Here is a 25,067-nt window from a genome sequence, read left to right on the forward strand (position 1 = left end):
CGGGCGCGGGCGGAGTGAGCGACCTCGGATTCGGCGGTTGATGCTCAGGGGCAAGTGGGTCTCAGCGGCGAGCTTCGAGGGCATCCAGAATCAGGTCCAGGCCGTAGCTGAACTCGCTCGTGTGGTCGTAGCCCGGCCGCAGGGCATGGTCGACGATCATCTCTGTGAGGTACGGCAACTCGTTCACCGGCAGGCGCTGGAGGATGGTGCCGGCCACTTCCTCGACGTCGTCCGGCGTCCCCATCGGCAGGTTCGCCTCCTGGAGGACGAACCCGCCGACGTAGCTGTCGATCAGCGAGACGGCGTGTGCGGCCATCGGCAGCGTGAACCCCGCCTCCCGGAGGATGCCGAGGACGGCGTCGTGGTGGCGTAGCGTCGCCGGACCCGGGCTGCGGCGGGAGTCCATGAGGCCGAGAGCCCAGCTGTGCTGCGACAGCACCGCGCGCGCGGAGCAGGCGCGTGCCCGGATCGCGTCGCGCCAGTCGTCGCACTCGGCGCTGGGTAGCTTGATCGCCGCGAACACCATGTCGACCACGCCGTCGAGGATCGCGTCCTTGTTCGGTACGTGGTGGTAGAGCGACATCGCCTCCACGCCCAGTTCCTGGGCGACCCGCCGCATCGTGATCGCTTCCACGCCGCCGCGATCCGCGACCCGGATCGCGGCTTCCAGCACGAGACCTCTGCTGAGCGGTTGTGGTGGTCGTGACACGACGGCTCCTGGGCGGTTGACAACCTTACGAGTGTAAGTCAGCCTTACGCACGTAAGTCACCTTACGGGCGTAAGCCAAAATCCTCCCGAGCGGGACTCAGCGAACGTCTGTCCTACGGCGCGCCCCCGTCAGGGCGAGAGAAGGAGATCCCGATGCCGATGCCGAGCTGGTGGGGGCACGTGAACAAGCGGGTGTTCAACCCTCGCGCGATCGCGGGCGGGAAGTGGCCGGTGCTGACTCACGTCGGTCGCATCTCTGGCGCGACATACCGCACGCCTCTCGACGCGCATCCGGTCGACGGCGGCTACCTGTTCGTTCTGGTGTACGGATCGCGCTCGGACTGGGTGCAGAACGTCCTGGCAGCCGACAGTGCGCGACTCCAGGTCGACGGGAAGGAGATCCAACTCGCCGCCCCACGCCTCGTCGGGGAAGACGAGGCGTTCCTGGCCCTCTCCGAAGACGTGGCACGCCCACCGAAGCTGCTCCGCATCACCGAGTTCCTCCGCATGGACCTGGCCGCCCGCTGACGACCGACGCCCAGCACCACCGTCGACGGATCGCCTCATCGAGGGTAATGATCGGGACAGGCGGGTGGGTGAGCTCATGCTTGCCGAGTGGATCAGTGCCACACCGGAAAGCGGGCGTCAGGCCCAGCCGGTCATGGTGGTGGTGCTTGTTACGCAGAACTCGTTTCCTTCCGGGTCGCGCATTACCGTCCATGTATCTGGGTTGTCGAGGTAGGCGGGGTCTTGCCGGACTTCGACTAGTTGGGCTCCGGCCTCGACCAGGCGTGCTACCTCTGTCTCCATTGAGCCTGAAGTGACCAGGTCGAGGTGTAGGCGGTTCTTGACCACCTTGGACTCGGGGACCTTCATGAAGTACAGCGATCCGCCGGTACCGTCTGGGTCGCTGACCTGGAACTCGTCGGGGTTGCGCTGGTTGACCTTGTATGCCAGCGCCTGGGCCCAGAATTCGGCCTGGCTGGCTGGGTCGCGGCAATCGATGACAACCGTCAGCAATGAAACCGACACTCTTACCACCCCATCAACAAGCGGGTTTCTCTGCCAAGGCTAACCAGCTCGGGCAGTGTGCGTCCACGTTTGACCTGGTCACAAGCCTCAGAGGGTGGCCCACCCGATCGCGCTGTGGGCTGACGACTTTCCTGTGAGGAAAATGGGTGCTACTTTCCTTAGGGGAAAGTGGTCAACGGCGGGGGGACGTATGAATCCTCAGGATGCACAGTCAGCGCTCGACAACGTTCGCCGTCTTGAGGGCAAGACCCGCGAGGAGATGGTCCGTAAGATTCTTCCGCTGCCGCATGTGGTCATCTCGGCGCTCGGGATCTTCGTCGGGCTCGCATCGACCGATCTCGAGCGTCCTTGGAGCACCATCGCCTTCGTGCTCGGGTTCTTCATGTTCGCGGGTGTGGGGATGGTGTACGCGCACTGGACCGCCGTCCACCGGAAGCCTACGAACCAGGAGATAGGCGTCCGAGTGGCATTGATCGTCGTTCTTTACGTGGTCTTTGTCGTCGCGCGGATCGCTGCCTTCGGCTTGATCCATGCACCGGCATCCGGACTGCTGTCGCAGGGTGGGATCGCTGCCGCCGTGACGGCCGTGGCATACCTTGGGCTCACGCCCCTGATCCGCCGGATCATGAAGACGATCATCTTGCGGGAGGCAGGTCAGGCTGATGGACCCAGCGTTCGATGAATTCCTGCACGTGCCCGCGCGGCTGTCGATCGTCGCGCTGCTGGCGCCGGCCGACTGGGTCGACTTCGGCTTCCTCAGGGACACGATAGGAACCAGCGACTCGGCGCTGTCCAAGCAGGTCTCCGCTCTGGCCTCCGCCGGGTACGTCGCGGTGCGCAAGGGCCAGGACAAGCGGGCGCGGCGCACCTACGTGCAGCTCACTCCCGTGGGGAGGCATGCCTTCCGGCAGCACGCGGCGGCACTGGAGCGGATCGTCGCCCTCGCCCGGATGCCGAACCAAGGCGACCAGGGCCAGAACGACCCGTAGAGCAAGGGTTCCGGGGCGTGTATCAAAGTCCTAGCGCTCGTCGTCCTCCTCCTCGTCCCCGCCGGTCAGCTCCAGCAGGCGGCCCACCGGTGAGCCCTCGATGGATCGCATCAGGGCCTCACCCATCGGGCGGAACGCCTGGGTGAGGGCGTTGGCCAGCGGGCCGAAGATGTCGGTCATCTCCCCCAGCAGGTCGTCGCGTCTCTTCTCCGGAGGCGCCCACCGCATGGCGTCGGCGCTCAGCGCCTCCCAGTCTTCGACGGCGCCGTCGATGGCGTCGAGCACGTGGTCAGGATCGCTCGGCATGGCCTGCCTCCACGAAGCGGCATTCCGGATAAGCCCAGGGTAACTCGTGTATTAGGCAAGATCACGGAAAGATACTGCTGTGGCGGTTGTTCTGGCCAGGGTTGTCAGGGTCTCTCCGAGCGGGGCGTCGACGGTCAGTACGGCCAGCGGGTCCCCACCCGTGGTCCCCTGGTTCACGATCGCGACCGGGATGCCGAGTTCGGCGGCGCGCTCCACGAAACGCAGCCCTGACCTGATCGACAGCGATGAGCCCAGCACAAGCAGGAGCCTGGCCCCGGCCACCATCGCGTAGCACTCGTCCACCCTGGCGCGCGGCACGTTCTCGCCGAAGAACACCACGTCGGGCTTGAGCAGCCCGCCGCACGCGGCGCAGTCGACCACGGTGAACCCGGCCACCTGCTCATCGGTCAGCACCGCGTCGCCGTCCGGGTTGATCAGGCCGCTCGCCTCCCAGCCCGGGTTGGCCAGCCGCAGCCGCGTCTCCAACTCGGCGCGGCGCGTCCTGCGGCGGCACGACAGGCACACCACCCGGTCAAGGCCGCCGTGCAGCTCGATCACCCGCCGGGCGCCCGCGGCCTGGTGCAGCCCGTCCACGTTCTGCGTCACGATGCCGCTGAGCAGGCCCGATCGCTCCAGGTCGGCCACAGCCCGGTGGCCGGCGTTCGGCCGTGCCCGGCCCATCTGCCGCCAGCCGACGTGGCTGCGCGCCCAGTACCTCCGTCGCTCCTCGGATGACCCGGTGAAGCGCTGATACGTCATCGGCGTGACCCGCCTGGCCTGTCCCGTAGGCCCTCGATAATCAGGGATGCCCGACTCGGTGGACAGCCCGGCGCCGCTCAGCACCACCACGCCACCCGCACCCACGAGTTCGACGAGCTCCCTCACACTCTCATTGTGCTAGACGGTGCGGCGGCGCTGGGTGCGGCGGGGGTAGGCCTTGGCGGTCTCGGCCAGGCGCTGGGAGTGTTCCGCTTGCTTGCGCCAGTGGCCGTACGCGTCGCCGCGCTGCGCCAGGCGGTCCAGCTCGCGCATCGTCGTGAGCGGGATGAACGCGGGCTCGGCATCGCGCCAGGGCGTGCCGGGCAGCGGCATGAACGTGTGGGTGTGGATGCGCGCGCCCAGGTCCGCCAGGTCGGCCGCGAGCCGGATCGAGTCGGCCTGGTCCTGCTCCGTCTCGCCTGGCATGCCGAAGATGAAGTCCACGTTCGGCCGGAAGCCCTGCTCGGCGGCGATCCGTACGGCGTCGCGGACCGGCTGGACGCCGTGGCCGCGCCCCGAGGCCGCCAGGATCGCGTCGGAGCCCGACTGGGCGCCGATGATCAGGTTGTCGTTGGCCACGTACCGCTTGAGCAGCTTCATCGCCTCGGGCGTGACGTGCTCGGGGCGCACCTCGGAGGGGAAGCTGCCGAAGAACACCCGGCCGTGCGGCGGCAGCTCCTCCTTCACCCCGACCAGCAGTTCCTCGACCGCGTCCAGATCGGGGTCCGGACCCGCCGAGCCGTACGAAAGCGACGTGGGAGTGATGAAGCGGACGTCGCGCAGGCCGTGCTCGGCCATCGCCCGGACGTGCTCGCGGACGCCGGCGACGGAGCGGTGGCGGAACTGACCGCCGAACATGAACGGCGTCTGGCAGAAGCGGCAGGTGTACCGGCAGCCGCGGGTGATCTCGATCGGGCCGAAGCGCCCCTTGTCGTAGGGGAAGGAGGGGAAGGCGTCGAGCGGCAGCTGTGGCGCGGGGCGGGTGCGCAGCGCCACGCCGTCATGGTCCTTGATCGCCAGGCCCGGCACGGTGCTGAGCTCGCGGTCCTCCCGCAGCGCCTCGACCAGGGCGATGATCGTGGACTCGCCCTCGCCGATGCCGGCCAGGTCCCATCCGGCGTCGATGACCTGCTGGGGTTCGGCCGTGGCGTGCACGCCGCCCGCGATGTGCAGGACGTGCCCGCCCTCGCCGCCCAGCCGCCTGATCGTGGCCAGTTCCGCGGCCATCGCCTCGGCATCGGGCGAGTAGAACGACCACAGCACCAGCACCCGGTCGGCGCCGGGCTCGGCGACGTGCGCGGCCGTCTCCTCCGGTGTGGCGCCCAGCCGTACCTCGCACTCGACCGCGGCGGTCCGGAGCGCGGCCAGCAGCGCGTGCACGCCGTACGTCACAGCCTTGCGGTAGCGGACCACCACCCGCACGTCCCTGGTCACGTCCGCAGCCTACTCACAGGCGTTCGTAGCTGATTTCCCCGCGCCTGAACATCGCGCGGATCGGCCATCCGCCATGTCGGAGGGCTTCGCCCAGATAGTGTTTCTCGCCGCTCGATGCCCAGCAGAACGGCATCTTCTCGATACCCGCAGATGACGGGTAGACATAGGCCACGCCGACCGTGTCGCCCTGCTGTTCGCAGATCGAGAAGCTCCCCTCATAATTGGGGCTTCCTGTCAGACTGACAAAAAGTTAACGTGGGTCCGTGAGTGATGATCAGTGGGAGCCGCCGAGCGTGCTGCTCGCCGTTGATCTCGTGATCCTTACCCTGCGTGATTCCGTGCTGAACGTGCTGCTCGTCGAGCGCGGTATCGAGCCCCACCGCGGCGCCCTGGCCCTGCCGGGCGGCTTCCTCCGCGACCGGGAGGAGGGGCTCGCGGCGGCGGCGCGGCGGGAGCTCGCGGAAGAGGCCGGGCTGGGCGAGGTGCACCTGGAACAGCTCGGGGTGTACGGCGAGCCGGGCCGCGACCCGCGCGACCGGGTGGTGTCGGTCGCCTACCTGGCGATCGCGCCCCGCCTGCCGGAGCCCGTCGCCGGCACGGACGCGGCGGGCGCCTGCTGGAAGCCGGTGGAGCAGGCCCTGTCCCCACGGACGGAGCTGGCCTTCGACCACCGGCGAATCCTGACCGACGGCGTCGAACGCGCGCGCCTCAAGCTCGAGCACTCGGCGCTGGCGACGGCGTTCTGCGGCGACACCTTCACCATCTCCGAGCTCCAGCAGGTCTACGAGGCGGTGTGGGGCGTCAGGCTGGATCCCAGGAACTTCTACCGCAAGGTACAGAGCGCCCGCGGATTCATCGTCGCGGCCGGTGGCACGCGGCAGACGGAGACCGGACGCCCCGCCCGGCTCTTCAGGGCGGGCCCGAGCCAGGTGCTGAATCCCCCCATGTCCCGTTCCTCATAGGAGGCGTGCTCCGGTGAACGAACGTCCCATCGTGATCCTCACCGCACTGGACCTGGAATACCGAGCCGTCCGGGAGTACCTGACCGGACTCCGGCTGCACCGCCATCGCGCGGGCACCCGGTTCGAGGTCGGCCGGCTCGCCGACGGCGCGTGCCGGGTGGTCCTGGGGCTGGTCGGGAAGGGGAACCAGCCGGCGGCCGTGCTCACCGAGCGGGCGATCACCGAGTTCGACCCGTTCGCCCTGCTGTTCGTGGGCGTCGCCGGTGCCCTGTGGCCGCACGTCGGCCTGGGCGACGTGGTGGTCGCCACCCACGTCTACGCCTACCACGGCGGGACCAGCGAGGACGACGGGTTCAAGGCGCGCCCGCGGGCCTGGGAGATCTCGCACGAGCCGGACCAGGTCGCGCGGCACCTCGTGCGCGGCGGCTCGTGGGCGCGGCGGTTGCCTGGTGGCTCCGCCGTACCCGAGGTGAAGTTCGGGCCGATCGCGGCCGGTGAGGTGGTGCAGGACTCGGCGATCTCCGCGCACGCCCGCTGGGTCCGCGACACCTACAACGACGCGCTGGCGATCGAGATGGAGGCCGCGGGCGTGGCGCAGGCCGCGCATCTGAACAGGTCGCTGCCGACGGTCGTGGTGCGCGGGATCAGCGACAGGGCCGACGGCACCAAGGTGACCACCGACGGCGCGGGCTGGCAGCCGAAGGCGGTGGCCAACGCCGCGGCCTTCGCCGTCGCACTCGCCGAGGAACTGGCCAAGGAAGCACGCCACCACCCGCCGACGGAAGGTCGTCCGATGACCGAGCACATCAAGAACGTCGCCACCGGCCACGCGCGCGTGGGTGTCCAGGCCGGGCACATCCACGGCAACGTCTCGATCGGGCTGCCGCCCGCGGCCGTCCTCGACTTCTCGGCGCAGCTGGTCGAGCTCCGCGACAGGCTCAGGCTGGCCCGCAAGGCAGGCGAGGTCGACGAGGACACCTACGCCGCGGCGGAGCAGGAGATCGCCGCCGCCACCGAGTCCCTGTCGGAGCGGTCGGAACAGGGCAGGAGCAAGGCGATGATCGCGCTCAAGCGGCTGCGCGGCCTGCTGGTGGATGTGGCCGACCTGGCGGCCAACGTGGCCTCCGTCATCACCGCGGTCAGGGGCCCGCAATGAGCACCAACATCGCCGACGGCGGGGCGAGCGTCGGCATCCAGGCCGAGGCCATCCACGGCGACGTCTACTTCCAGCTGCCGCCCGACGCCTCTCCCGAGCAGCGATTCGAGCTGGGCGTCCGCTGCCTGTCCAGCGGCATGCCGGGCAAGGCCAGGGAGTACATCGGCGAAGCCGTAATGAACGACCACGTGACCAGCCGCTCCTGCTTCTACCTGCTGCTGGCCACCCTCAGCGGGCGCACGCTCGAGCAGATCCCCGACGAGGACCTGGCCGTCCTGCGCTCGGTACGCGGAAAGACCGCCGGCAGCCCCGAGGACCCGTGGACGGCGGCCACCAGGCTGGTCAACCGCCTGCTCGAGGCCGCACAGAAGGACGGCACCGACGCACAGGTCATCGAGAAGGAACTCGAGGAACTCGGCTCCCCGCAGCGCGAGGAGATCCTGGGCAACCTCGAAAGGATCATGAGCGGCTCCGTCAAGGACGGCCTCTGGGCGCGCGTTTTCGAAGCGGCCAGGCGGGACCGCTGCGATCGCCGGCGGTTGGACCGCGTCTGGCTGTTCTTCCAGCCCGACCCGGCCGAGGCCAGGGTCCGCCGGCCCCGTCCGATCTCCACCACGACAGGAGACCGCGTCCAGGCGGCCCTCACCGGGACGATCGCGCTGTCGGCGATCTGCTACCTCTGCCTCCAGTCGTGGCAGCGCGCCTGGCCGCCGACGGCACTGGCCCTCCTGCTGCTGGCCTCGGGCTGCTACGTGGCAGCACGGTACGGCGTGCCATGGCGGTTCCGCGTCGAGCGCCGCCAAGCCATGGACCGGTTACACCTGGCCGTGCGGCGGCCCTCGGTCGTGCTCTCGCAGCGAGGCGGGTTCGTCAGCAAGATCGACCGGCAGTTCGAGTACTACTTCGCCAGATACGTCCCCCGGAACGCGGACAGGGCCGACTGGCTCGCCCACACGGCGGGAATCCGCCAGGCCCTGCGCGACGAGGTCGTCGAGCTGTACCGGGAGAGCAGGATCGACGCCAAGCGGGTCGCCTGGCTCACGAGGTACCTGGTCAGCGACGTGAAGGACCGGTGGCAGCAGGGCACCTTGTGGGACTACAGGGAACGGCTGCGGGTCCCGGCCGCCACGAAGGCGCTGTGCGTCCTGGGGGTCTGCGCGCTGAGCACGGGCATGGCCATCGTGACCTGGAACGGAGCACACGTCAGCCCGGCAGGCGGCCCGGCAGCCTTGATCATCGCCCTGGCGACGGGCTGGGCGGCCGCCGGTGGCCGGCTGCGCATCGTCATCGAGCGGGACAGGCACGCGGCCGAGCAGGAGGAGTCCGACAGGCTGCTGGCCGGCCGCCGGGCCGCCCTCGAGCGATGGCGGGCCAAGCTGGCGCACAAGCCCTCGGACCTGGAGATGGCCCACTGGCTGGACTGCGACCGCAAGGCCCTGATGGAGGAGGCCATGCGGCACTACAGGCTGGCCCCACGCGACGTCGTCGGCCACGCCTTCATCGAGGCGCCCGGCACCTCCTACAAGCGGGCGCGGCTCAGCAAGGGCCCGTGGCGCTACTCGAGGTACAAGCTCCTGATCTTCCTGCTCACCAAGGACGGCGTCCGGCAACTGGCCGTCGACCTCGACTTCGAGCAGGCCGCCTTTCACGATCGCAAGCGCGTCAACTACCGCTACGACGCCGTTGCGGCGGTCCACGTCAGCGAGGCCGACGGTGGCGAGCGAACCTTCGAGCTGACGCTCGTGAACGGTCACGCGATCGAGGTCGTCTTCCCCGCCGACACCGGCGAGGCGGCCGAGGACGCTCAGGACGCGAACCAGGCCACGCTCGACACCGCGGGACTGGACAGCACCCTCCACGTCCTGGAAGGCGTGGCCGCCGAGGGCAAGAACTGGATCACCAGCGAACCCAGGAGGGGACAGGAGCGCCTGGCCGAGCTCGCCGACGCCGCCGGCGGGCTCTTCGGCTAGGCAGGGACGGAGACTCCGAGGCCGCCCCTGGTCTGGCCGCCGAAGCGGGCCTTCTCCGCAGCGATGTCCAGGGGGCGGATGCCCTTGCGGGCCTGGATGATGTCGTCCGTGAGCAGCGAGGCCGGCACCAGCCAGGACACCTCGAACTCCAGGCCGTCAGGGTCCTGGGCGTAGAGCGCCTTGGTGGTCGAGTGGTCCGAGGCGCCGACGAGCGCGCCCAGCTCGGAGAGCTTGATGGCGATGCGCTCAAGCTCGTCGAGCGTGTCGACCTCCCATGCCAGGTGGTACAGGCCGACCGTGGACCTGCCCGCGCCCGAGGGGGCCGCCTGCTCGCCGATCTGGAAGAGGCCCAGGTCGTGATCGTTGGTGGAACCGGAAGCCTGCAGGAACGCCGCCCCCGGCATGCCCATGACGACCTCGAAGCCGAGGGCGTCGCGGTAGAAGGCGACGCTGCGCTCCACGTCGCGCACGTACAGGACCGCGTGGTTGAGCCGCTGGACCGGCATGGTGATCCCCTTTCAGCAGAATCACCCACAAGTATATGAGAGTTCAAGTAAAATGCGAGCATGACCCGATGGCTGGACGCGGACGAGCAACGCACGTGGCGCAACTTCCTGGCGGCCACGCAACTGGTGAACGAGGCCCTCGACCGCCAGCTCCAGCGCGAGTCCGGCATCCCGCACACCTACTACATGATCCTCGTGGCGCTGTCGGAGTCGCCCGAGCGCGCCATGCGGATGAGCGAGCTGGCCTGGAAGGCGCAGAGCTCCCAGTCGCGCCTCTCGCACGCCGTCGCGCGCCTGGAGGAGCGCGGCTGGGTCCGCCGCGAGCGCTGCCACTCCGACGGCCGCGGCAACATCGCCGTCCTCACTGACGAGGGCTTCGCCGCGCTGGCCGCCGCCGCGCCCGGCCACGTCGAGGAGGTACGGCGCAGCCTCTTCGACACGCTCAGTCCCGCTCAGATCCGCCAGCTCGACGAGATCTGTACGGCGGTGCGGAACACGCTGGAGTCGTAGCGCGAAAACTGTCGCCGTGGCGTCGTAGGTTTCTCCCCGGAGTCGAACAAGGAGACGGGGATGCACGACACGGATGAGGCGCTGTTCAGGACCGTCCACGGGATCGCGGGGCGTATGGCGGGCCAGCCCGTGCCGGTGGTGATGGACGCGTTGCTGCGTTACCTGCCCAAGGCTCCCGGGCTCGAGGTCGCCGAGATCCGCCGCATCGCCGAGGAGATCAGCGTCGGCCGCGACCCCTCCGGCCTGTAACCCCCTCCAGGACCTCGCCGCACACCTTCCCACCGACGCACCGCCTGAGAGCACGACCGTAGACGGCGCCTCGCCGTACTTGAGCGCCGGGCACCGCCGTACACCTTCTCGCCGACGCGGCGCTTGGGGGCTCGCGTGGGGTCTGGCGGGCCGTGGGGTGGGGGTGGGTGTCTCGCCGATCGAGGGCGCCGGGCTCCGCCGTGCATCTTCTCGCCGACGCGGCGCTTGGGGGCTCGTGGGGGTGGGGGTCAGGGTCTCCCCGGAGGGGGTGAGGGGGTGGCGTTGCGGTGAGCAGGTGTCGCCGCTGGAGGGGCGTCTCCCTGGACAGGGGCCGGCCGAAGTGCGGCGATTGGCGTGGGGGCGGCTTGCCGTACATGAAGCCATAGGGGAGATAGCCCCAAAAAGCAGGTAGGGGAGACCTCAGGGTCGGGTCGGGGGAGGGCCGGATGTCGCGCGGAGGGCTGCGGCGGCAGGGTGGAGATATGACCGCAAAGAGGCTCTATCCCCTCCTCGCCTGCGCCGCGATCGCGTACGCGGTGGCGGCGCTCGTCGTGGGCCAGCTGGACGCACAGGACCTGCTGAACACCGGCGTGGGGGATGGCGTCGCGATGGCGGTGCTCGGCATCGGCTCTGTGGCGTTGCTCGGGGGATTGCGGGTCGCGGGGGCGCCCGTAAGAGGCACGCCGGAGAGGCTGATGCTCGTGTGGGCCGCGGCGATCGGGCTGAGCGGGCTCGCGCCCGTGCCGCTGGAGATCGTGGCCTTCGGGAGCCTGGCCGGGGCGGCGGCGCTGCTGGTGCCCCGGCTGCGGGCCGACGAGGCGTGGCGGGGGATCGCCAGGACAGTCGAGTGGCTGGCGCTGGCCGGCGGGCTCGGGGTCCTGGCGTTCACCTACGTGGCGCTGCCCGGGCAGGGCGTGCTGATCGGGCTGGTGGAGCGGGCGCTGCTGGTGGCTGATGTGGCGCTGCTCGCCGTGCTGGCCGGGTGGCTGACCCGCATCGTCTGGGCCAAAGCAGTCAATTTCCCGACTTATCACAGATTTATCGCTAGTGGATCTTAACCACACCAGTTTCGGTGCTATTCTCTCCCGCGATCTTCTATCCGGGAGCAGGTACCATGGCAACGGGCAGATCCATCAGATTCAAGATCCTGACGCTGCTCGTCATCCCACTGATCTCCCTTGTCGCGCTGTGGGGCTTCGCGGCCAGCACCACCTTCGGTGAGGCCCTCAAACTGCTCAAGGTGCAGACGATCTGGACAGAGATCATCAACAACGCCGACGGCCTGGTGTCGGACCTCCAGGGCGAACGGCTGGCCTCCGCCGAGAGGCTGGCGGGCGCGGGAGGCGACCCGACCGCGCTGGCCAGCGCCCGCGTCAAGGCCGACAAGATGCGCAGGGCGCTCACCGAGCAGGCCACCTCCGAGGACACCCAGGCGGCGCTGACACCGGAGATGAAGGCGCAGGTGCAGCAGACCCTCGACGCGATCGACCGGCTGCCCGACATCAGGCGGCAGGTGGACGAGGGCAAGCTGGACGCCTCCGGCCTGGTGGGCGCCTACTCCGCGATCTCCGACGCGGTGCACAGCATGTACGGCTCGTTCGCCATGAGCACCGACGTCGACCTGTTCCGCCAGGCCCGCGGCCTGATCACCGCCGACGAGGTGCGCGAGCTGCTCAGCCGTGAGCACGCCCTGGTGGTCGCCTCGGGCGGCAAGCTGTCCATGGGCGACATGCACCTGCTCGCCCGCCTCGACGGCGCGAGGACCTACCTGTTCCCCAAGATCCTGATCGACCTGGACGACGACCTGCGCGCGCCGTTCGCCAAGCTGGCCACCTCGCAGCACTACACCTCGACGGAGCGGATGCTGCAGCAGTACATCGGCGGCGAGCGTGTCGACATGCAGCTGTGGCGGGGCACCGCCGACCCGGCGCTCAAGGAGTACACGCAGAGCGTCTGGGCCACCGGCGACCGGCTGCTGGCCAAGATGCAGCCGGCCGGCATGGCCATCATCGTGCGCGCCGGGGTCGCCGGGGCGCTGGGCCTGATCGCGGTCATCTTCTCGGTGTTCATCTCGATCCGCGTGGGCCGCCGCATCACCCGCGAGCTGGCCAGCCTGCGCAGGAGCGCCCTGGACCTGGCCGAGATCAGGCTGCCCGACGTGGTGACCAAGCTGCGCAGGGGCGACGAGGTCGACATCGAGGCCGAGGCCCCGCCGATCATGGTGCTGGCCGGGGCCACCAGCGAGGTCACGGACCTGGCCACCGCCTTCGACACCGTGCAGCGCACGGCCGTCGACGCGGCGGTCGAGCAGGCCAAGCTGCGCGAGGGCGTCTCGGAGGCGCTGCGGAACCTGGCCAGGCGCAGCCAGTCGCTGCTGCAGCGCCAGCTCAGGCTGCTCGACGACATGCAGCGCCAGACCGAGGAGCCGGAGGCGCTCGAACGGCTGTTCAAGCTCGACCACCTGACGACCCGCATGCGCCGCCACGCCGAGGGCCTGGTCCTGCTCTCGGGCGGCGCGGCGGGGCGCAGGTGGCGGGGCACGATCCCGATCGAGGACGTGCTCAACGGGGCGGCGGCACAGGTGGAGGAGTACACCAGGGTCCGCGTCTACCCGATGCCCGAATGCGGCATCTCGGGCGCGGCGGTGGCCGACCTCATGCACCTGTTCGCCGAGTTGATGGAGAACGGGGCCGCCTTCTCCTCGCCCGGCAACGAGGTCTCCGTCCGCGGGGAGCTCGTCGGCCGGGGCTTCGCGGTGGAGGTGGAGGACCGCGGCCTGGGCATGTCCCCGGCCGAGCGCGACGAGGTCAACCGGCGGCTGTCAGGGCCGCAGGAGTTCGACCCGTCGCAGACGGAGCGGCTCGGCTTCGCCGTCGTCGGCATGCTGGCCGCCAGGCACGGGATCAGGGTCACGCTCAAGCCCTCCCCGTACGGCGGGACCACGGCGATCGCGCTGATCCCCGCCACCCTGGTGCAGCAGGTGACGCAGCCGGAGGTGTCCGTCTCGGTCATCCGCACGACGGAATCGGAGTTGCCGCGCCGGGTCCGCTCGGCCAAGCGCAGTCCCGAGCAGCCCTCGGAACTGCCCCGCCGCGTACGGCAGGCCAATCTGCCGCAGCGGCTCAAGCAGACGCCGCCTCCTTCCGAGCCCGGAAGCGAGGACCGCTCGCCCGAGGAGACCAGGGCGCTGCTCTCCTCGCTCCAGTCGGGCTGGCAGCGCGGGCGGCAGGACAGCGATCAAGATGGGGGATCTCAGTCGTGAGTCGCGAGCCCGAGTGGGTGGACGAGGAGGCCGGGCCGGTCGTGCGGCCCTACGCGGTGGCCCGCGGACGTACCAGGTCCTCCTCGAGCGCTCTCGACCTGCTGGCGACCGTGGTGTCCACGGGATTGCCCGTGCCGGCGAAGGCGGAGCTGAGCGGCCGGCACCGGCACCTGCTGGCCTTCCTCGAGGGCAGGAACCGGCCGGTCGCGGAGGTGGCCTCGGAGCTGGACCAGCCGGTGGGGGTGGTCAGGGTACTGCTGGGGGACCTGCTCGACCACGGGCTGATCCGGGTGCGGCCGCCGATGGACAAGGCGAACTCGCCCACGGAGAGCCTGCTCCGCGAGGTGATCAACGGGCTGAGGGCGCTCTAGCCGGCCGCGGTCAGCGTCCGCAGCGAGTGCTCCACAAGGGTGATCATGACCTCCTTGGCGGAGGTACGGCGCCGCACGTCGCACAGCAGCACGGGCACGTCGTCGTCGAGGTCGAGCGCGATCCGCACGTCCTCGACGCTGTGCCGTGAGGCTCCGTCGAAGCAGTTGACGGCCACCACGAACGGGGTGCCGCGCTGCTCGAAGTAGTCGACGGACGGGAAGCAGTCGGTCAGCCGCCGGGTGTCGGCGATCACCACGGCGCCGAGCGCGCCATGGGACAGCTCGTCCCACATGAACCAGAACCGCTCCTGGCCGGGGGTGCCGAACAGGTAGACGACCAGCCCGTCGCGGATCGTGATGCGGCCGAAGTCCATCGCCACGGTCGTGGTGGTCTTGGCCTCGACGCCGTCCAGGTCGTCGATGCCGACGCCGCGGTCCGAGAGCACTTCCTCGGTCTTGAGCGGCTTGATCTCGCTGATCGATCCGACCAGCGTGGTCTTTCCGACGCCGAAGCCCCCCGCGATGAGGATCTTCAGTGCGACGGGGTCCTCAGAGAGCCCGGAGTCCATTGATCACTTCCTTGAGAATGCGCTCGCTCGGGCGCGGCCCGGCCGCGCTGGGGGATGTCACCGAGATGAGGCCCTGGTCGCGCAGGTCGCCCAGGAGTACGCGGACGACGCCGACGGGCAGGTCGAGCTCGACGGCCACGTCGGCTACCGAGATCGGGGTGCGCGCCGCCCACAGGATCCGTTGGTGCTCGGGGCCGAGGTGGGCACGGGGCTCCCCGACAGCGTTCACGGTCGCGATGAGGTCGAGGAGCTCGCCCGTCGACCTCGTGCGCCCGCGGGTGAGAGCGTAGGGCCGCACGAACGGCCCCGCGTCCTCATCCAGCCACTGCGGGGTGTCACTCATGACGCTCTCGGATTGGTCGTGATGTGCTGTCCGACCCGCTTGACCAGCATCGCCATCTCATAGGCGATGTGTCCGACGTCCACGTTGGCGTCGGCGATCACGGCCAGGCACGTGCCCTGCCCCGCCGCCGTGACGAACAGGAACGCCGACTCCATCTCCACGATGGTCTGCCGCACGTCCCCGCCGCCGAAGTGGCGTCCGGTGCCTCGGGCCAGGCTCTGGAACCCGGCCGCCACGGCCGACAGGTGCTCGGCGTCCTCGCGGGTCAGGCCCTGGGAGTAGCCGACCGCCAGGCCGTCGGTGGACAGGATGACGGCCTGCCGTACCGCGGCCACCCGGCTCGTCAGGTCGTCGAGGAGCCAGTTGAGCTCCCCGTTGGTCGTTTGCACGCTCATGCGTCGTCCCCCTTGTGGTCGGCTTCCTGTCGGGCACGTTCTGTTCCCCGTTGGAACGCGGAGAACAGGTCGCGTACCTCATCGGGAGATCGTTCTTGCGCTGGTTCCGGTTCCGGGGGCTCCTTGAGCTGGGGCGGCAGGTTGGCCTGCCGTACCCGCCTGGGGAGTCCCGCGTGGGTGCCGCCGCTCACCACGGCGAGCGGTTTCTTTCTGGTACGGCTCGGCAGCGCCGGAACGTCGTCGTCCGAGGCCGGCAGGGCGACCTGCTCGGCCAGGAGCGCCCTGGGCACCAGCACGATGGCCGAGGTGCCGCCGAACGGCGAGCGGCGCAGCATCACCTGGATGCCGTGGCGCTGCGCCAGCCTGGCGACCACGAACAGACCGAGCCGGTCGCTGTCGGCCAGGTCGAACTCGGGTGGGTCGGCCAGCATCGCGTTGAAGGCCGCGTACTCCGTCGGCGACAGCCCCAGCCCGCGGTCCTCCACCTCGATCACGTAGCCGTTGCTGACCAGGTCGCCGCGGACCTGGACGGTGGTGGTGGGCGGCGAGTAGATGGTGGCGTTCTCCACCAGCTCGGCCACCAGGTGGGTGACGTCGGCCGCGGCGCCGCCGTCCATCGAGCCGTTCGGCATCGACTCGACGGTGACCCTGGTGTAGTCCTCGACCTCGGCGACGGCCGCCCTGACCACGTCGACCACGGGCACCGCCCTGCGCCAGGCCCGGCCGGGCACCGCGCCCGACAGGATGATCAGGCTCTCGGCGTGCCTGCGCATGCGGGTGGTCAGGTGGTCGAGCTTGAACAGCTCCTCGAGCCGCTCGGGGTCGTGGGTGCGCCGCTGCATGCTGTCGAGCAGCGTCAGCTGGCGGTGCAGCAGCCCCTGCTTGCGCCTGGCCAGGTTGAGGAAGACCTGGCCGACGCCGCGCCGCAGCGCCGCCTGGCCCACCGCCGCGCTCACGGCCGTGTTCTGCACCGAGCCGAAGGCCCTGGCCACGTCCGTGATCTCGGCGGAGCCGCTGACCCTGAGCGGCTTGCCCTCGGCCTTGACGTCGACCTCCTCGCCGCGGCGCAGTTTGGCCACGATGGCCGGCAGCCGCCGCTCGGCCAGCTCCAGCGCGACCGTGCGCAGCCCGGCCAGCTCGCCGGCCAGCCGCCGGCCGAAGCGCACCGAGATGATGATCGAGGCGAGCACCGCGACCAGCCCGAGGATCCCGGCGATGCCGATCTTGATCAGCGTCCCCGTGGCCCCTTCGGTGGCGCGCGCGGCCAGCGCCTGCGAGGAGGCCACACCCAGCTTGTCCAGCTGCGAGGAGAGCCTGTCGACCGTGGAGTTCCACTCGGCGGCGTTCGCGGGCGGCGTCCCGGTCTTGACGATCCTGTCCTCCATCGCGCTGAAGTCGCGGAACGGCTGGTCGTCGAAGATCTTCTCGTACGGCGCGCGCAGCTCGTCGTCGAGCCCGGCCAGGCCCCTGGAGTCCAGGAACTTCCTGGTGGCCGCGTACTCGGTGAACGCGCCGACCTCGGGGTCGGTCATCCGGCCGTCGAGCAGCGCGCCGCCGACGAGCGCGTGCTCCCTGGCGAGGACCTCCCGGGCGTTGCCCATGGCCTGCAGCGAGGAGGCCTGCTGGAACAGCTCCAGATCGGGCACCGAGACCAGGTGGTCGTAGAGGCGGAACAGCGAGTCGAGGATCCGGTTGTACTCGTTGAGCGTGGCCAGGCGGGTGATCATGCCGCCGTCGATGGCGATCCGGATGGTGCTGAGGCGGTCGAGCTCGGCGTTGAGGCTGTCCAGCGGGCCGCGCAGGTCGGCGGTGATCGCGCCCTCCGCCTTGGTGGCGGACTTCTGGAAGGCGTTGACCGCGGAGTCGGTGCGGGCACGCTGCGTGCCCAGATCCTGGGTGAGTTTGCGGGTGGTGATGGCCATGGCGGTGCGGGCGCGCTCGGCCTGCAGCTGAAGTCCCAGGTCGGTGGAGGTAACGCCGATCGTCTGGTACAGCGTGTTGGCCCGCAGCAGGGACTGGCCGTCACCCACGGTGAGATTGAGGGCGAACCCCCAGAGCGCGCTCAGAGACAGGAGGGGTAGCAACAACAACAAGAAGATCTTGAACCGAATTGACCGGTTTCGAGCGCCCATGTCCCAACCTCGAAGTCGAGGCCGATTTCCACACTTTGTGTAAATAGCCTCCGGAAGATCGCACAGGAGACTAGCACCCATTAAGGTTCCGGCGCAGTGGGAGGAACGCGATGATTAGCGTGATTACTGGGGCCAGTGCCGGGATCGGAGCGGCCGCCGCGGCCGAGCTGTCCCGCCGGGGGCACCATCTGGTGCTGGTCGGACGCGACGCGCGGCGGCTCCAAGCCGTGGCCGAAGCGCTTCCTGGGCCGGGAGCCGACGTGCTGACCTGTGATTTCGGGCGGCTGGACGATGTGCGCCGGTTGGCGTCCCAGCTGCGCGAGCGGTACGAGCGCATCGCCGTACTGGCCAACAACGCCGGAGTGATGAGTCCTCGCAGACACATCACCGTGGACGGGCACGAGCTCATGGTTCAGGTCAACCACCTGGCGCCGTTCTTGCTGACCCATTCTCTGACAGATCGTGTCGAGAGAGTGGTCACGACGAGCTCCCGCGCGGGCCAGAGCGGGCGCATCGATCCCGACGACCTGTCCCGCGAGCGGCGGCGCTGGAACGGCTGGCTGCAGTACGGCGACACCAAGCAGGCCAACGCCCTGTTCACGGCCGCGCTGACGGCCCGCGGGACCACCGCGACCTGCTTCCACCCTGGCGTGATCCGCACCGGCTTCGCCGGGGAGACCTGGCTGATGCGGCTGTTCCTGATGATGCCCGGCTACGCCAAACCGCCGGAGTACGGCGCGCGGACCTTGGTCGAGCTGGCTGAGACCGACAAGCCGGAGCCGTACTACGCCGAGGGCAAGGCTGTGCCCGTCCCCCGGCGCATGGCGGACCCTGCGCTGGCCGAGCGGCTGTGGGAGGCCAGCCTGCGCGCCGTGGACGGCTGACCCGCAGCCTTACGCCCGCAGCTCTCTGACGGCCCGGTAGGCGGCGGTGATGGCCGCGTCGGCGTAGGCGGCGGGGACCGAGTCGGAGTTGGCGATCGCGATCCGGCCGAACCGCCTGCGCGCCACGTCGGCGGGGAAGGGGCCGTCGGGGTAGAAGGCGTTCCACGGCCTGCAGTACTCCGGCGCGTACCCGTGCCCCCACCGGTTGACCGTGATCGCCTCGATGTCCCTGGCCGGGTCGAACCCACCGGCCCCCAGCAGCCGGGCCAGCTGGTCCCTGATCGAATACTCCATAAACGAAAAATCTGTCTTGATCAGGACATGTCGCCCGGCGATCGCCCCGTCGCTCGGACCCAGCTCCGACTGGCACGGCGTGGCGATCATGTGCACGTTGATCGGCTCGCTCGGATCCTGCGGGCACGCGTACCCGGGCATGCTCACCGGATAGTCCAGCTCCGACACGCACCAGTAGGCCCCGGTCCACCGGACGTGGTTGACGCCCACCTTCCGCCAGGCCTCCCAGTTGCGAAGCTGCACCATCGCATACAGCAGCGGCAGCTTGACCGCCTGGCGCATCGCCTGCTTCTGCGCGGTGGGCAGCTCGGGCGTCAGATACGGGATGACCATGTTCCAGCAGGCCATCACCGCCGCCCCGGCCCGGACCGTGCGGATCTTGTGCCCGTCGAAGTACCCGACCGTGACCGTGGTCGCCGTGTCGGGCGAGCCGTCGTTGCTCACCGACACCACCGGGCTCGACAGCCGGAACCTGACCGCGTTGACGGGCAGATCCAGCCGGCCGTAGTCGAAGGAGGCGGTGGTGATGCCGTCCATGTCCACCGAGGAGGAGAACCCGGGGATCATCCGGCCCAGCATCATCCTGACCAGCGCCTGGTTGCCCTCGGGGAAGTGGTGGATGTACGCGTCGTCGGCGCTCCACTTCTTCTTCATGCTGGGCGAGTTGAAGCGCGACGGCTTGTCCCGGTCGAGCCCCAACCCCTGGAAACCCGGATAGTCCCAGCCGTCGGCGCTGCCCCAGGCGTCGATCGCGCCGAACGCCCTGGTGTCGTAGGCCCACTCGTCGCTGGACTGGGTCCGCAGGAAGCGCTCCACCTCGGGATGGACCTTGCAGACCTTCAGCAGGAAGTCGGAGTAGGTCAGCCCGGCCAGCCGCTCCTGCTTGGCCTCCTGGCCGAGCCCGGGGAACCAGTCGGGCGGGTTCTGGTAGAGCATGAGCAGGTCCTTCTTGGCCCGCTCCGCGATCGGCAGCTCGGCGACCCACCGCTCGGCCTTGATGCCCGGGGTGTAACGGATGAGCCTGTCGCCGGCGAAGGTCTCCTTGTCGCACATCACGCTGTCGGACATGCCGAGCCGGGTGTACAGCTCCTGGTCGAAGTACTTGCCGAACTTCTTGACGTCCACGCCGAGCCGGCGCAGCAGGTCCTTGCCCTCCGGAGTCCACACCGACGGCGCCTCGATCGACTGCGAGCCGCCATAGCCGATCAGCGGGCCCTTGCGGCCCTGGGGCTGGAACTCGTTGCGCCTGGCGTGGCCGCCGATCTCGTCGTGGTTGTCCAGGATCAGGATGCGGGCGTCGGGATCGCGCCGCAGCCACTCGAAGGCCGCGCTCACCCCGCTGATGCCGCCGCCCACGACCACCAGGTCGTAGTTCTCGCCGGTGGCCTCCGGAGTCCCCGCGTACTGCCAGAAGCGGTCGTCGCGCATCGCGTGCGGCACGCTGAGCGCCGCCGCGGTGTTGCCCTGAGACCCGGTGAGCGCGGGCGGGAACCTCATGCCCTCGGGCACCTCGAGCGCGGACGTGCCGATCACACCGGGCTCGCCCCGGCCCGCCCCGCAGCCCGCGACCGCGCCCAGAGCGGCGACCCCGGCGGTCAGGGCCACCCCGTCGAAGAAGTCGCGGCGCGTTATGGACCTGTCCATCCCGAGATCGCGTGCCCTGCTCATGGCGCGATCATCTGCAGTGTCCGGAAATGCCACACTGGGGCGCGCAGCGGATGGAGGAACATTTTGCGTCGCCTATTACCGCGAATGCCGTATTGGAGTAGCGTCCGGAATATCGCGACGGGGGGGTCCAGTGGTCGGTAAGCAGGGCAGGGTCACGGGGAAGGTGGGCCCTGGTCTGGTCGGCGAGGTCATGGTTCAGGTGAGAGGCGGCGTCGAGGCCTTCTACGCTCATCCGACCGTGCCCGACGAGGAGATCCCCGTCGGATCCATCGTGATCGTCGTGGAGTACTTTCCTCCGCGAACGGTCTATGTGGCCCGCGCACTCGTCTAGCACGTTGGAGGACCCGTGTCCCCTGAGCTCTACATTGTCGGCGGGGGCATCCTCGTCGCCGTCATCGTCATCATCCTGCTGTTCAAGGCCTTCTGGAGGGTCGCGGAACCCAACGAAGCACTGATCATCTCCGGCCTGGGCGCGCGCAGGCGCGACGCCGGGGTCGACAGCTTAGGATTCAAGATCATCACGGGTAAGGGCACCGCGGTGCTGCCCGGATTCCAGACCGCCCGGCGGCTCCGCCTGGACACCAGGGCCGCCAACCTCCAGGTCTCCTGCGTCACCCAGCAGGGCATCCCCGTGCACATCAGAGGCGTGGTGATCTACAAGGTCGGCGACGACCTGGCCTCGATCGCCAACGCCGCCCGGCGCTTCCTGGACCAGCAGGACTTCATGACCGGCGCCATCCACGAGCTGTTCACCGGCCACCTGCGCTCCATCGTCGGCAACCTCACCATCGAAGACCTCATCCTCAACCGCGAGCGGCTGACCAGCGAGACCAGGGCCTCGGCCGCCGACGAGATGAGCAAGCTCGGCCTGATCGTCGACTCCCTGCAGATCCAGGAGATCGACGACGAGACCGGCTACATCACCAACCTCGGCAAGCCGCACGCCGCCAAGATCGCCGCCTCCGCCCGCATCGCCGAGGCCCAGCGCGACCAGGAGGCCACCGAGGCCGAGCAGATCGCCGCCGCCAACAAGTCCGCCGCCTGGCGCGACTCCCAGATCAAGCAGGCCTCCTACCAGGCTGAGATCGACCGCGCCCAGGCCACCACCCGCCAGGCGGGCCCGCTGTCGGAGGCCACCGCCCGGCAGGAGGTCGTCGTCCAGGAGACCAAGGCCGCCGAACTGGAGGCCAAGCTGTCCGAACAGCGGCTCCAGTCGCAGGTGCGCAAGCCCGCCGACGCCAAGGCCTACGAAACCGTCACGCTCTCCCAGGCCGAACGCGACGCCCGCATCGCCCAGGCCGAAGCCGAGGCCAGGGAGACCGAACTGCGCGCCACCGCCCAGGCCTCGCAGGTCAAGCAGGCGGCCGCCGCCGACGCGGAATCCGTACGGCTGCGCGGAGAGGCCGCAGGCGCCGCCACCAAGGTCGCCGGTGAGGCCGAGGCCGAGGCCGCCAAGGCGCGCGGCCTGGCACAGGCGGAGGCCACCAAGGCGATCGGTCTGGCCGAGGCGGAGGCCGAGCAGGCCAAGGGCCTGGCCGAGGCCAAGGCCATCAGGGCGCGCGCCGAGGCGCTCAAGGACAACCAGGAAGCCGTCATCGCCCAGCAACTGGCCGAGAGGTGGCCCGAGGTCGTCGAGGCGGGCGCCAAGGCGTTCGGCAACGTCGACCACATGGTCGTGCTCAACGGCGCCCAGGGCGTGGAGGAACTGCTCGCCAAGGCGCTCACGCTCGGCGGCACGGGACTCGGGCTGGCCCGCGCGCTGCTCAACGGCGGCACCCCGAACGGAGCGGAACCGGAGGTGCGCAAGACGCCCTGAGCGGACGTACCTTCGTCACTAGGTGAGCCGGGAAGTCTGGTCGGCATTTCATGAAGGATCCCGACAAAGGGAGCAAGCATGGACCTGGTTCTCGCCGGTGTGATCGCCGCCATCGTGGTCGTCGTCATCGTCGCCTTCAAACTCATCTGGCGCGTCGCCGAGCCGAACGAAGCGATCATCATCTCCGGCTTAGGAGCCCGAGGCAGGGACACACTCGGATTCAAGATCGTCACCGGCAAGGGCGCCCTGGTCCTGCCGGGATTCCAGTCAGCACGCCGTATCTCGCTCGACAGCCGGGTCTCCGAACTCGAGGTCCGCTGCGTGACCCGGCAGGGCATCCCCGTCCACGTGCGCGGCGTGGTGATCTACAAGGTCGGCGACGACCTGGTCTCGATCGCCAACGCCGCGCGCCGCTTCCTGGGTCAGCAGAAGACCGTGGACGACAAGATCCACCAGCTCTTCTCCGGGCACCTGCGCTCGATCGTCGGCAACCTCACCGTCGAGGATCTCATCATCAACCGCGACGCCCTCACCAACGAGATCCGCACCACGTCCGCGGACGAGATGAGCAAGCTCGGCATGATCGTCGACTCGCTGCAGATCCAGGAGATCGAGGACACCACCGGATACATCGCCAACCTGGGCCGCCCCCACGCCGCCGCCGTCGCCTCGGCAGCCAGGACCGCCGAGGCCCAGCGCGACCAGGAGGCCACCGCCGCCGAGCAGGAGGCCCAGATCAAGAAGGCGGCAGCCGTACGGCAGGCCAGGATCCAGCAGGCCGGCTACCAGGCCGAGATGGACCGCGCCGCGGCCAAGGCCGGGCAGGCCGGTCCGCTGGCCGAGGCGGCGGCCCGCCAGGAGGTCGTGGTCCAGCAGACCTCGGCCGCCGAACTGGAGGCCCAACTGGCCGAGAAGCGGCTCGAGGGCGAGGTGCGCAAGCCCGCCGACGCCCGCGCCTACGAGAAGGTCACCCTGGCCGACGCCGACAGGCGCGCGTCCGTCGCCGAGGCCCAGGCCGGGGCCGAGCGAATCAGGCTGCACGGCGAGGCAGAAGCGGAGGCCACCCGGCTGCGCGGCATGGCCGAGGCCGAAGCCGCCAGGGCGCTGGGCCTGGCCGAGGCCGAGGCCATCAAGGCCCGCGCCGACGCGCTCGCCCAGAACCAGGAGGCGGTCGTCGCCCAGCAACTGGCCGAGAAGTGGCCGGAGATCGTCGAGGCGGGCGCCAAGGCCTTCAGCAACGTCGACCACATGATCGTGCTCAACGGCGCGCAGGGGATCGAGGAGACGCTGGCCAAGGTACTCACTCTGGGCGGCACCGGGCTCTCGGTGGCCCGCTCGCTTCTCAACGGCTCGGTAAATGGCGTAGATCCGGAGGCAATTCTCAAATCCACAGAATCCCGCGAATAGCGACGTTACTCGGATCCTTACTCTCCACTTCCTCTAGCGTTTCGTGGAAATGCCGCCAGAGCGAATTGGAGAATTCATGCTTAAGGCCGTTTCCGGGATATGTCTGAGCATGATGGTGATCGCGGGGTGCTCCTCCGGCCAAGCCGCCGAGAAGGCCGCCCCGCCATCACCTACCACCCCGACCCCCGAGCCCAACCTGCGCGCCGCCCTGCTCCAAGCCCCCAAGGGCATGAAGATCGCCTACGGGCCGGAAACCGGGGCCTTCGGGTCGCTCAAGTCCACCCAGCAGGGCCTGCAGGCCATCCGCCAGTCGAGCCTCGACCACCCGGAATGCGCCGGCGCGGCCCAGCTCGACGCCACCCAGCCCGCGATCGCCAAATCCCCCGCGGCCGTCGTCGCCTTCTCCTCGGCCAGGGGGACGATCACACAGGCGCTCGTCTCGCTGCCGACGACCACGTTCCCCGGCGCCCTGCCCAGCCAGTGCCACCGCTACCAGGCCACCGTCCAGGGCGCCAAGGTCACCTACACGACCAAGGAACTCGCGATGCCCCAGGTGGGCGACCAGTCACGCGCCTTCATCACCACGGCCACGGGCGGCAAGAACAACGCGCAGATCGGCTCGGTCATCATCCGCCGCGCGAACGTCGTCATGAGCCTGCTGGTGGTCGGCCGCCGCGTCAAACAATCCGGCCTGTTCCAACTCGGCCACCAGGCCGACGCCGCCCTCGCCCGCCACGTCCACTGATCGGGTGCTTCTGGAACGAGCTCTTGTACGGCGAGTGCTTCTTGTACGGCGGGTGCTCCTCGTACGGCGGGCGCTTCTTGTACGGCGGGTGCTGGTTGTACGGCGAGTGCTTCTTGTACGGCAAGCCACCGCCACCGGCCGCCCACCGTCGTGCGCTGAGGGCCCGCGACCGGCGCTTCCGGCGAGTCGATGCCACGTTCCCGCCGTCACGGCGCTTCGTGATCCACGTCCCCCGGCCCGACTTCCTCGCCGCACAGGGCGCCGCCTCCGCCGCACCCCGTCCCGCCGACCCGGCGCCTGAAACCCCCGGAATCGTGGGGCCTCGGAAACCCAGGACCGTGAGGCCTTAGAGCCTCAGGGATCGTGGGGCGCTGGAGACCCCGAGACCGTGAGGCCTTGGAGACCTCGAGATCGTGGACTCTCGGAGCCTCGGGATCGTAGTGCTCGAAGCCTCGGGACCACGAGCCCCTGGAAACCCCCGGGATCGTGGGCGCTGTAAGCCTCGGGATCGTGGGCCTTGGGGACCCAGGGATCGTGGACCCTGGAGTGCTCTCGGAACCACCGAGGTGGTGCCTACTACCCGAACGCCCTCGTTGTTC

The 25,067-nt window shown here is 69.5% G+C and carries 28 protein-coding genes; 16 read left to right on the plus strand and 12 right to left on the minus strand.

Translation table 11 applies throughout. The features are described from left to right. Nucleotides 1–61: 61 nt before the first annotated feature. Nucleotides 62–709: a TetR/AcrR family transcriptional regulator gene (locus KIK09_RS13505; RefSeq protein ID WP_214319447.1), complete on the minus strand. Its 648-nt coding sequence runs from the start codon at nucleotides 707–709 to the stop codon at nucleotides 62–64. A 153-nt stretch (nucleotides 710–862) separates the two neighbouring features. Between KIK09_RS13505 and KIK09_RS13510 the strand changes: the two genes are divergently transcribed. Then, nucleotides 863–1,237: a nitroreductase family deazaflavin-dependent oxidoreductase gene (locus tag KIK09_RS13510; RefSeq protein WP_214319448.1), complete on the plus strand. Its 375-nt coding sequence runs from the start codon at nucleotides 863–865 to the stop codon at nucleotides 1,235–1,237. 117 nt (nucleotides 1,238–1,354) lie between these two features. On the opposite strand, the gene KIK09_RS13515 is transcribed toward KIK09_RS13510, so the two are convergent. Beyond that, nucleotides 1,355–1,741 carry a VOC family protein gene (locus tag KIK09_RS13515; RefSeq protein WP_214319449.1) on the minus strand — a complete coding sequence of 129 codons (387 nt, stop codon included), beginning with the start codon at nucleotides 1,739–1,741 and terminating at the stop codon, nucleotides 1,355–1,357. Between the two features lie 190 nt (nucleotides 1,742–1,931). Here KIK09_RS13515 and KIK09_RS13520 point away from each other — a divergent pair, with 190 nt between their 5' ends. Further along, nucleotides 1,932–2,423, plus strand: a complete 492-nt coding sequence (locus KIK09_RS13520; protein WP_214319450.1) for a hypothetical protein — start codon at nucleotides 1,932–1,934, stop codon at nucleotides 2,421–2,423. Next, complete coding sequence (locus tag KIK09_RS13525) at nucleotides 2,404–2,730, plus strand: winged helix-turn-helix domain-containing protein (protein ID WP_214319451.1); 327 nt, start codon at nucleotides 2,404–2,406, stop codon at nucleotides 2,728–2,730. The genes KIK09_RS13520 and KIK09_RS13525 overlap by 20 nt, the downstream gene beginning before the upstream one ends. Before the next feature lie 30 nt (nucleotides 2,731–2,760). Here KIK09_RS13525 and KIK09_RS13530 read toward each other — a convergent pair whose 3' ends face one another. The 4 genes from KIK09_RS13530 to KIK09_RS13545 are packed head-to-tail and all read right to left on the minus strand — an operon-like array spanning nucleotide 2,761 to nucleotide 5,401. After that, nucleotides 2,761–3,036 carry a hypothetical protein gene (locus tag KIK09_RS13530; protein WP_214319452.1) on the minus strand — a complete coding sequence of 92 codons (276 nt, stop codon included), beginning with the start codon at nucleotides 3,034–3,036 and terminating at the stop codon, nucleotides 2,761–2,763. 51 nt (nucleotides 3,037–3,087) lie between these two features. Then, the gene (locus KIK09_RS13535) at nucleotides 3,088–3,921 is read right to left on the minus strand and encodes an NAD-dependent protein deacetylase (protein ID WP_214319453.1); all 834 of its coding nucleotides are present in this window, start codon (nucleotides 3,919–3,921) and stop codon (nucleotides 3,088–3,090) included. A gap of 12 nt (nucleotides 3,922–3,933) precedes the next feature. Then, complete coding sequence (locus KIK09_RS13540; protein WP_214319454.1) at nucleotides 3,934–5,229, minus strand: TIGR04013 family B12-binding domain/radical SAM domain-containing protein; 1,296 nt, start codon at nucleotides 5,227–5,229, stop codon at nucleotides 3,934–3,936. Between the two features lie 13 nt (nucleotides 5,230–5,242). After that, nucleotides 5,243–5,401: a hypothetical protein gene (locus tag KIK09_RS13545; RefSeq protein ID WP_214319455.1), complete on the minus strand. Its 159-nt coding sequence runs from the start codon at nucleotides 5,399–5,401 to the stop codon at nucleotides 5,243–5,245. A gap of 91 nt (nucleotides 5,402–5,492) precedes the next feature. On the opposite strand from KIK09_RS13545, the gene KIK09_RS13550 reads away from it, so the two are divergent. Genes KIK09_RS13550 through KIK09_RS13560 form a run of 3 tightly spaced genes read left to right on the plus strand, consistent with a single transcriptional unit; the run spans nucleotide 5,493 to nucleotide 9,317 of the window. Beyond that, the gene (locus KIK09_RS13550; RefSeq protein WP_214319456.1) at nucleotides 5,493–6,191 is read left to right on the plus strand and encodes an NUDIX hydrolase; all 699 of its coding nucleotides are present in this window, start codon (nucleotides 5,493–5,495) and stop codon (nucleotides 6,189–6,191) included. A gap of 13 nt (nucleotides 6,192–6,204) precedes the next feature. Further along, nucleotides 6,205–7,347 carry a 5'-methylthioadenosine/S-adenosylhomocysteine nucleosidase gene (locus KIK09_RS13555; RefSeq protein WP_214319457.1) on the plus strand — a complete coding sequence of 381 codons (1,143 nt, stop codon included), beginning with the start codon at nucleotides 6,205–6,207 and terminating at the stop codon, nucleotides 7,345–7,347. Continuing rightward, the gene (locus KIK09_RS13560) at nucleotides 7,344–9,317 is read left to right on the plus strand and encodes a hypothetical protein (RefSeq protein ID WP_214319458.1); all 1,974 of its coding nucleotides are present in this window, start codon (nucleotides 7,344–7,346) and stop codon (nucleotides 9,315–9,317) included. The genes KIK09_RS13555 and KIK09_RS13560 overlap by 4 nt, the downstream gene beginning before the upstream one ends. Here the strand turns inward: KIK09_RS13560 and KIK09_RS13565 are convergent. Continuing rightward, nucleotides 9,314–9,823, minus strand: a complete 510-nt coding sequence (locus tag KIK09_RS13565; protein WP_214319459.1) for a VOC family protein — start codon at nucleotides 9,821–9,823, stop codon at nucleotides 9,314–9,316. The genes KIK09_RS13560 and KIK09_RS13565 overlap by 4 nt on opposite strands. 60 nt (nucleotides 9,824–9,883) lie before the next feature. Between KIK09_RS13565 and KIK09_RS13570 the strand changes: the two genes are divergently transcribed. From KIK09_RS13570 to KIK09_RS13590, 5 genes are all read left to right on the plus strand, one after another. Next, complete coding sequence (locus KIK09_RS13570) at nucleotides 9,884–10,333, plus strand: MarR family winged helix-turn-helix transcriptional regulator (protein ID WP_214319460.1); 450 nt, start codon at nucleotides 9,884–9,886, stop codon at nucleotides 10,331–10,333. Between the two features lie 60 nt (nucleotides 10,334–10,393). Beyond that, nucleotides 10,394–10,582, plus strand: coding sequence for a hypothetical protein (locus KIK09_RS13575; RefSeq protein WP_214319461.1), 189 nt, complete (start codon nucleotides 10,394–10,396; stop codon nucleotides 10,580–10,582). Nucleotides 10,583–11,064: 482 nt separating this feature from the next. Next, entirely contained in the window at nucleotides 11,065–11,640 is a 576-nt protein-coding gene (locus KIK09_RS13580) for a DUF998 domain-containing protein (RefSeq protein ID WP_214319462.1), read from the plus strand. Between the two features lie 56 nt (nucleotides 11,641–11,696). After that, the gene (locus tag KIK09_RS13585; protein ID WP_214319463.1) at nucleotides 11,697–13,844 is read left to right on the plus strand and encodes a sensor histidine kinase; all 2,148 of its coding nucleotides are present in this window, start codon (nucleotides 11,697–11,699) and stop codon (nucleotides 13,842–13,844) included. Next, complete coding sequence (locus KIK09_RS13590; protein ID WP_214319464.1) at nucleotides 13,841–14,215, plus strand: DUF742 domain-containing protein; 375 nt, start codon at nucleotides 13,841–13,843, stop codon at nucleotides 14,213–14,215. Before KIK09_RS13585 ends, KIK09_RS13590 begins: the two co-directional genes overlap by 4 nt. Here the strand turns inward: KIK09_RS13590 and KIK09_RS13595 are convergent. The 4 genes from KIK09_RS13595 to KIK09_RS13610 are packed head-to-tail and all read right to left on the minus strand — an operon-like array spanning nucleotide 14,212 to nucleotide 17,609. Then, entirely contained in the window at nucleotides 14,212–14,784 is a 573-nt protein-coding gene (locus tag KIK09_RS13595) for a GTP-binding protein (RefSeq protein ID WP_214319465.1), read from the minus strand. The genes KIK09_RS13590 and KIK09_RS13595 overlap by 4 nt on opposite strands. Then, nucleotides 14,765–15,127 carry a DUF742 domain-containing protein gene (locus KIK09_RS13600; RefSeq protein ID WP_214319466.1) on the minus strand — a complete coding sequence of 121 codons (363 nt, stop codon included), beginning with the start codon at nucleotides 15,125–15,127 and terminating at the stop codon, nucleotides 14,765–14,767. The genes KIK09_RS13595 and KIK09_RS13600 overlap by 20 nt, the downstream gene beginning before the upstream one ends. Further along, nucleotides 15,124–15,522, minus strand: a complete 399-nt coding sequence (locus KIK09_RS13605) for a roadblock/LC7 domain-containing protein (protein WP_214319467.1) — start codon at nucleotides 15,520–15,522, stop codon at nucleotides 15,124–15,126. Before KIK09_RS13605 ends, KIK09_RS13600 begins: the two co-directional genes overlap by 4 nt. Continuing rightward, complete coding sequence (locus KIK09_RS13610; RefSeq protein ID WP_214319468.1) at nucleotides 15,519–17,609, minus strand: sensor histidine kinase; 2,091 nt, start codon at nucleotides 17,607–17,609, stop codon at nucleotides 15,519–15,521. Before KIK09_RS13610 ends, KIK09_RS13605 begins: the two co-directional genes overlap by 4 nt. A 155-nt stretch (nucleotides 17,610–17,764) precedes the next feature. Between KIK09_RS13610 and KIK09_RS13615 the strand changes: the two genes are divergently transcribed. Continuing rightward, the gene (locus KIK09_RS13615) at nucleotides 17,765–18,538 is read left to right on the plus strand and encodes an SDR family NAD(P)-dependent oxidoreductase (RefSeq protein ID WP_214319469.1); all 774 of its coding nucleotides are present in this window, start codon (nucleotides 17,765–17,767) and stop codon (nucleotides 18,536–18,538) included. Nucleotides 18,539–18,547: 9 nt separating this feature from the next. Here KIK09_RS13615 and KIK09_RS13620 read toward each other — a convergent pair whose 3' ends face one another. Continuing rightward, nucleotides 18,548–20,500, minus strand: coding sequence for an NAD(P)-binding protein (locus KIK09_RS13620; RefSeq protein WP_250572922.1), 1,953 nt, complete (start codon nucleotides 20,498–20,500; stop codon nucleotides 18,548–18,550). A gap of 130 nt (nucleotides 20,501–20,630) precedes the next feature. On the opposite strand from KIK09_RS13620, the gene KIK09_RS13625 reads away from it, so the two are divergent. From KIK09_RS13625 to KIK09_RS13640, 4 genes are all read left to right on the plus strand, one after another. Next, nucleotides 20,631–20,831, plus strand: coding sequence for an NfeD C-terminal domain-containing protein (locus tag KIK09_RS13625; RefSeq protein ID WP_214319470.1), 201 nt, complete (start codon nucleotides 20,631–20,633; stop codon nucleotides 20,829–20,831). Nucleotides 20,832–20,846: 15 nt separating this feature from the next. Beyond that, entirely contained in the window at nucleotides 20,847–22,316 is a 1,470-nt protein-coding gene (locus KIK09_RS13630) for a flotillin family protein (protein ID WP_214319471.1), read from the plus strand. Nucleotides 22,317–22,394: 78 nt separating this feature from the next. Beyond that, nucleotides 22,395–23,723 carry a flotillin family protein gene (locus tag KIK09_RS13635; RefSeq protein ID WP_214319472.1) on the plus strand — a complete coding sequence of 443 codons (1,329 nt, stop codon included), beginning with the start codon at nucleotides 22,395–22,397 and terminating at the stop codon, nucleotides 23,721–23,723. 76 nt (nucleotides 23,724–23,799) lie between these two features. Beyond that, nucleotides 23,800–24,468: a hypothetical protein gene (locus KIK09_RS13640; RefSeq protein ID WP_214319473.1), complete on the plus strand. Its 669-nt coding sequence runs from the start codon at nucleotides 23,800–23,802 to the stop codon at nucleotides 24,466–24,468. Nucleotides 24,469–25,067 lie beyond the last annotated feature (599 nt).

The sequence above is a fragment of the Nonomuraea sediminis genome, from assembly GCF_018531495.1.
GTDB classification, from domain to species: Bacteria; Actinomycetota; Actinomycetes; order Streptosporangiales; family Streptosporangiaceae; genus Nonomuraea; species Nonomuraea sediminis.

Bases quoted from the DNA above. Each gene is read 5' to 3' on its own strand.
- KIK09_RS13525 (WP_214319451.1), top strand. From the start codon at position 2,404: ATGGACCCAGCGTTCGATGAATTCCTGCACGTGCCCGCGCGGCTGTCG.
- KIK09_RS13530 (WP_214319452.1), bottom strand. From the start codon at position 3,036: ATGCCGAGCGATCCTGACCACGTGCTCGACGCCATCGACGGCGCCGTC.
- KIK09_RS13620 (WP_250572922.1), bottom strand. From the start codon at position 20,500: ATGAGCAGGGCACGCGATCTCGGGATGGACAGGTCCATAACGCGCCGC.
- KIK09_RS13635 (WP_214319472.1), top strand. From the start codon at position 22,395: ATGGACCTGGTTCTCGCCGGTGTGATCGCCGCCATCGTGGTCGTCGTC.
- KIK09_RS13570 (WP_214319460.1), top strand. From the start codon at position 9,884: ATGACCCGATGGCTGGACGCGGACGAGCAACGCACGTGGCGCAACTTC.
- KIK09_RS13585 (WP_214319463.1), top strand. From the start codon at position 11,697: ATGGCAACGGGCAGATCCATCAGATTCAAGATCCTGACGCTGCTCGTC.
- KIK09_RS13520 (WP_214319450.1), top strand. From the start codon at position 1,932: ATGAATCCTCAGGATGCACAGTCAGCGCTCGACAACGTTCGCCGTCTT.
- KIK09_RS13580 (WP_214319462.1), top strand. From the start codon at position 11,065: ATGACCGCAAAGAGGCTCTATCCCCTCCTCGCCTGCGCCGCGATCGCG.
- KIK09_RS13605 (WP_214319467.1), bottom strand. From the start codon at position 15,522: ATGAGCGTGCAAACGACCAACGGGGAGCTCAACTGGCTCCTCGACGAC.
- KIK09_RS13595 (WP_214319465.1), bottom strand. From the start codon at position 14,784: ATGGACTCCGGGCTCTCTGAGGACCCCGTCGCACTGAAGATCCTCATC.
- KIK09_RS13510 (WP_214319448.1), top strand. From the start codon at position 863: ATGCCGATGCCGAGCTGGTGGGGGCACGTGAACAAGCGGGTGTTCAAC.
- KIK09_RS13615 (WP_214319469.1), top strand. From the start codon at position 17,765: ATGATTAGCGTGATTACTGGGGCCAGTGCCGGGATCGGAGCGGCCGCC.
- KIK09_RS13640 (WP_214319473.1), top strand. From the start codon at position 23,800: ATGCTTAAGGCCGTTTCCGGGATATGTCTGAGCATGATGGTGATCGCG.
- KIK09_RS13565 (WP_214319459.1), bottom strand. From the start codon at position 9,823: ATGCCGGTCCAGCGGCTCAACCACGCGGTCCTGTACGTGCGCGACGTG.
- KIK09_RS13600 (WP_214319466.1), bottom strand. From the start codon at position 15,127: ATGAGTGACACCCCGCAGTGGCTGGATGAGGACGCGGGGCCGTTCGTG.
- KIK09_RS13560 (WP_214319458.1), top strand. From the start codon at position 7,344: ATGAGCACCAACATCGCCGACGGCGGGGCGAGCGTCGGCATCCAGGCC.
- KIK09_RS13575 (WP_214319461.1), top strand. From the start codon at position 10,394: ATGCACGACACGGATGAGGCGCTGTTCAGGACCGTCCACGGGATCGCG.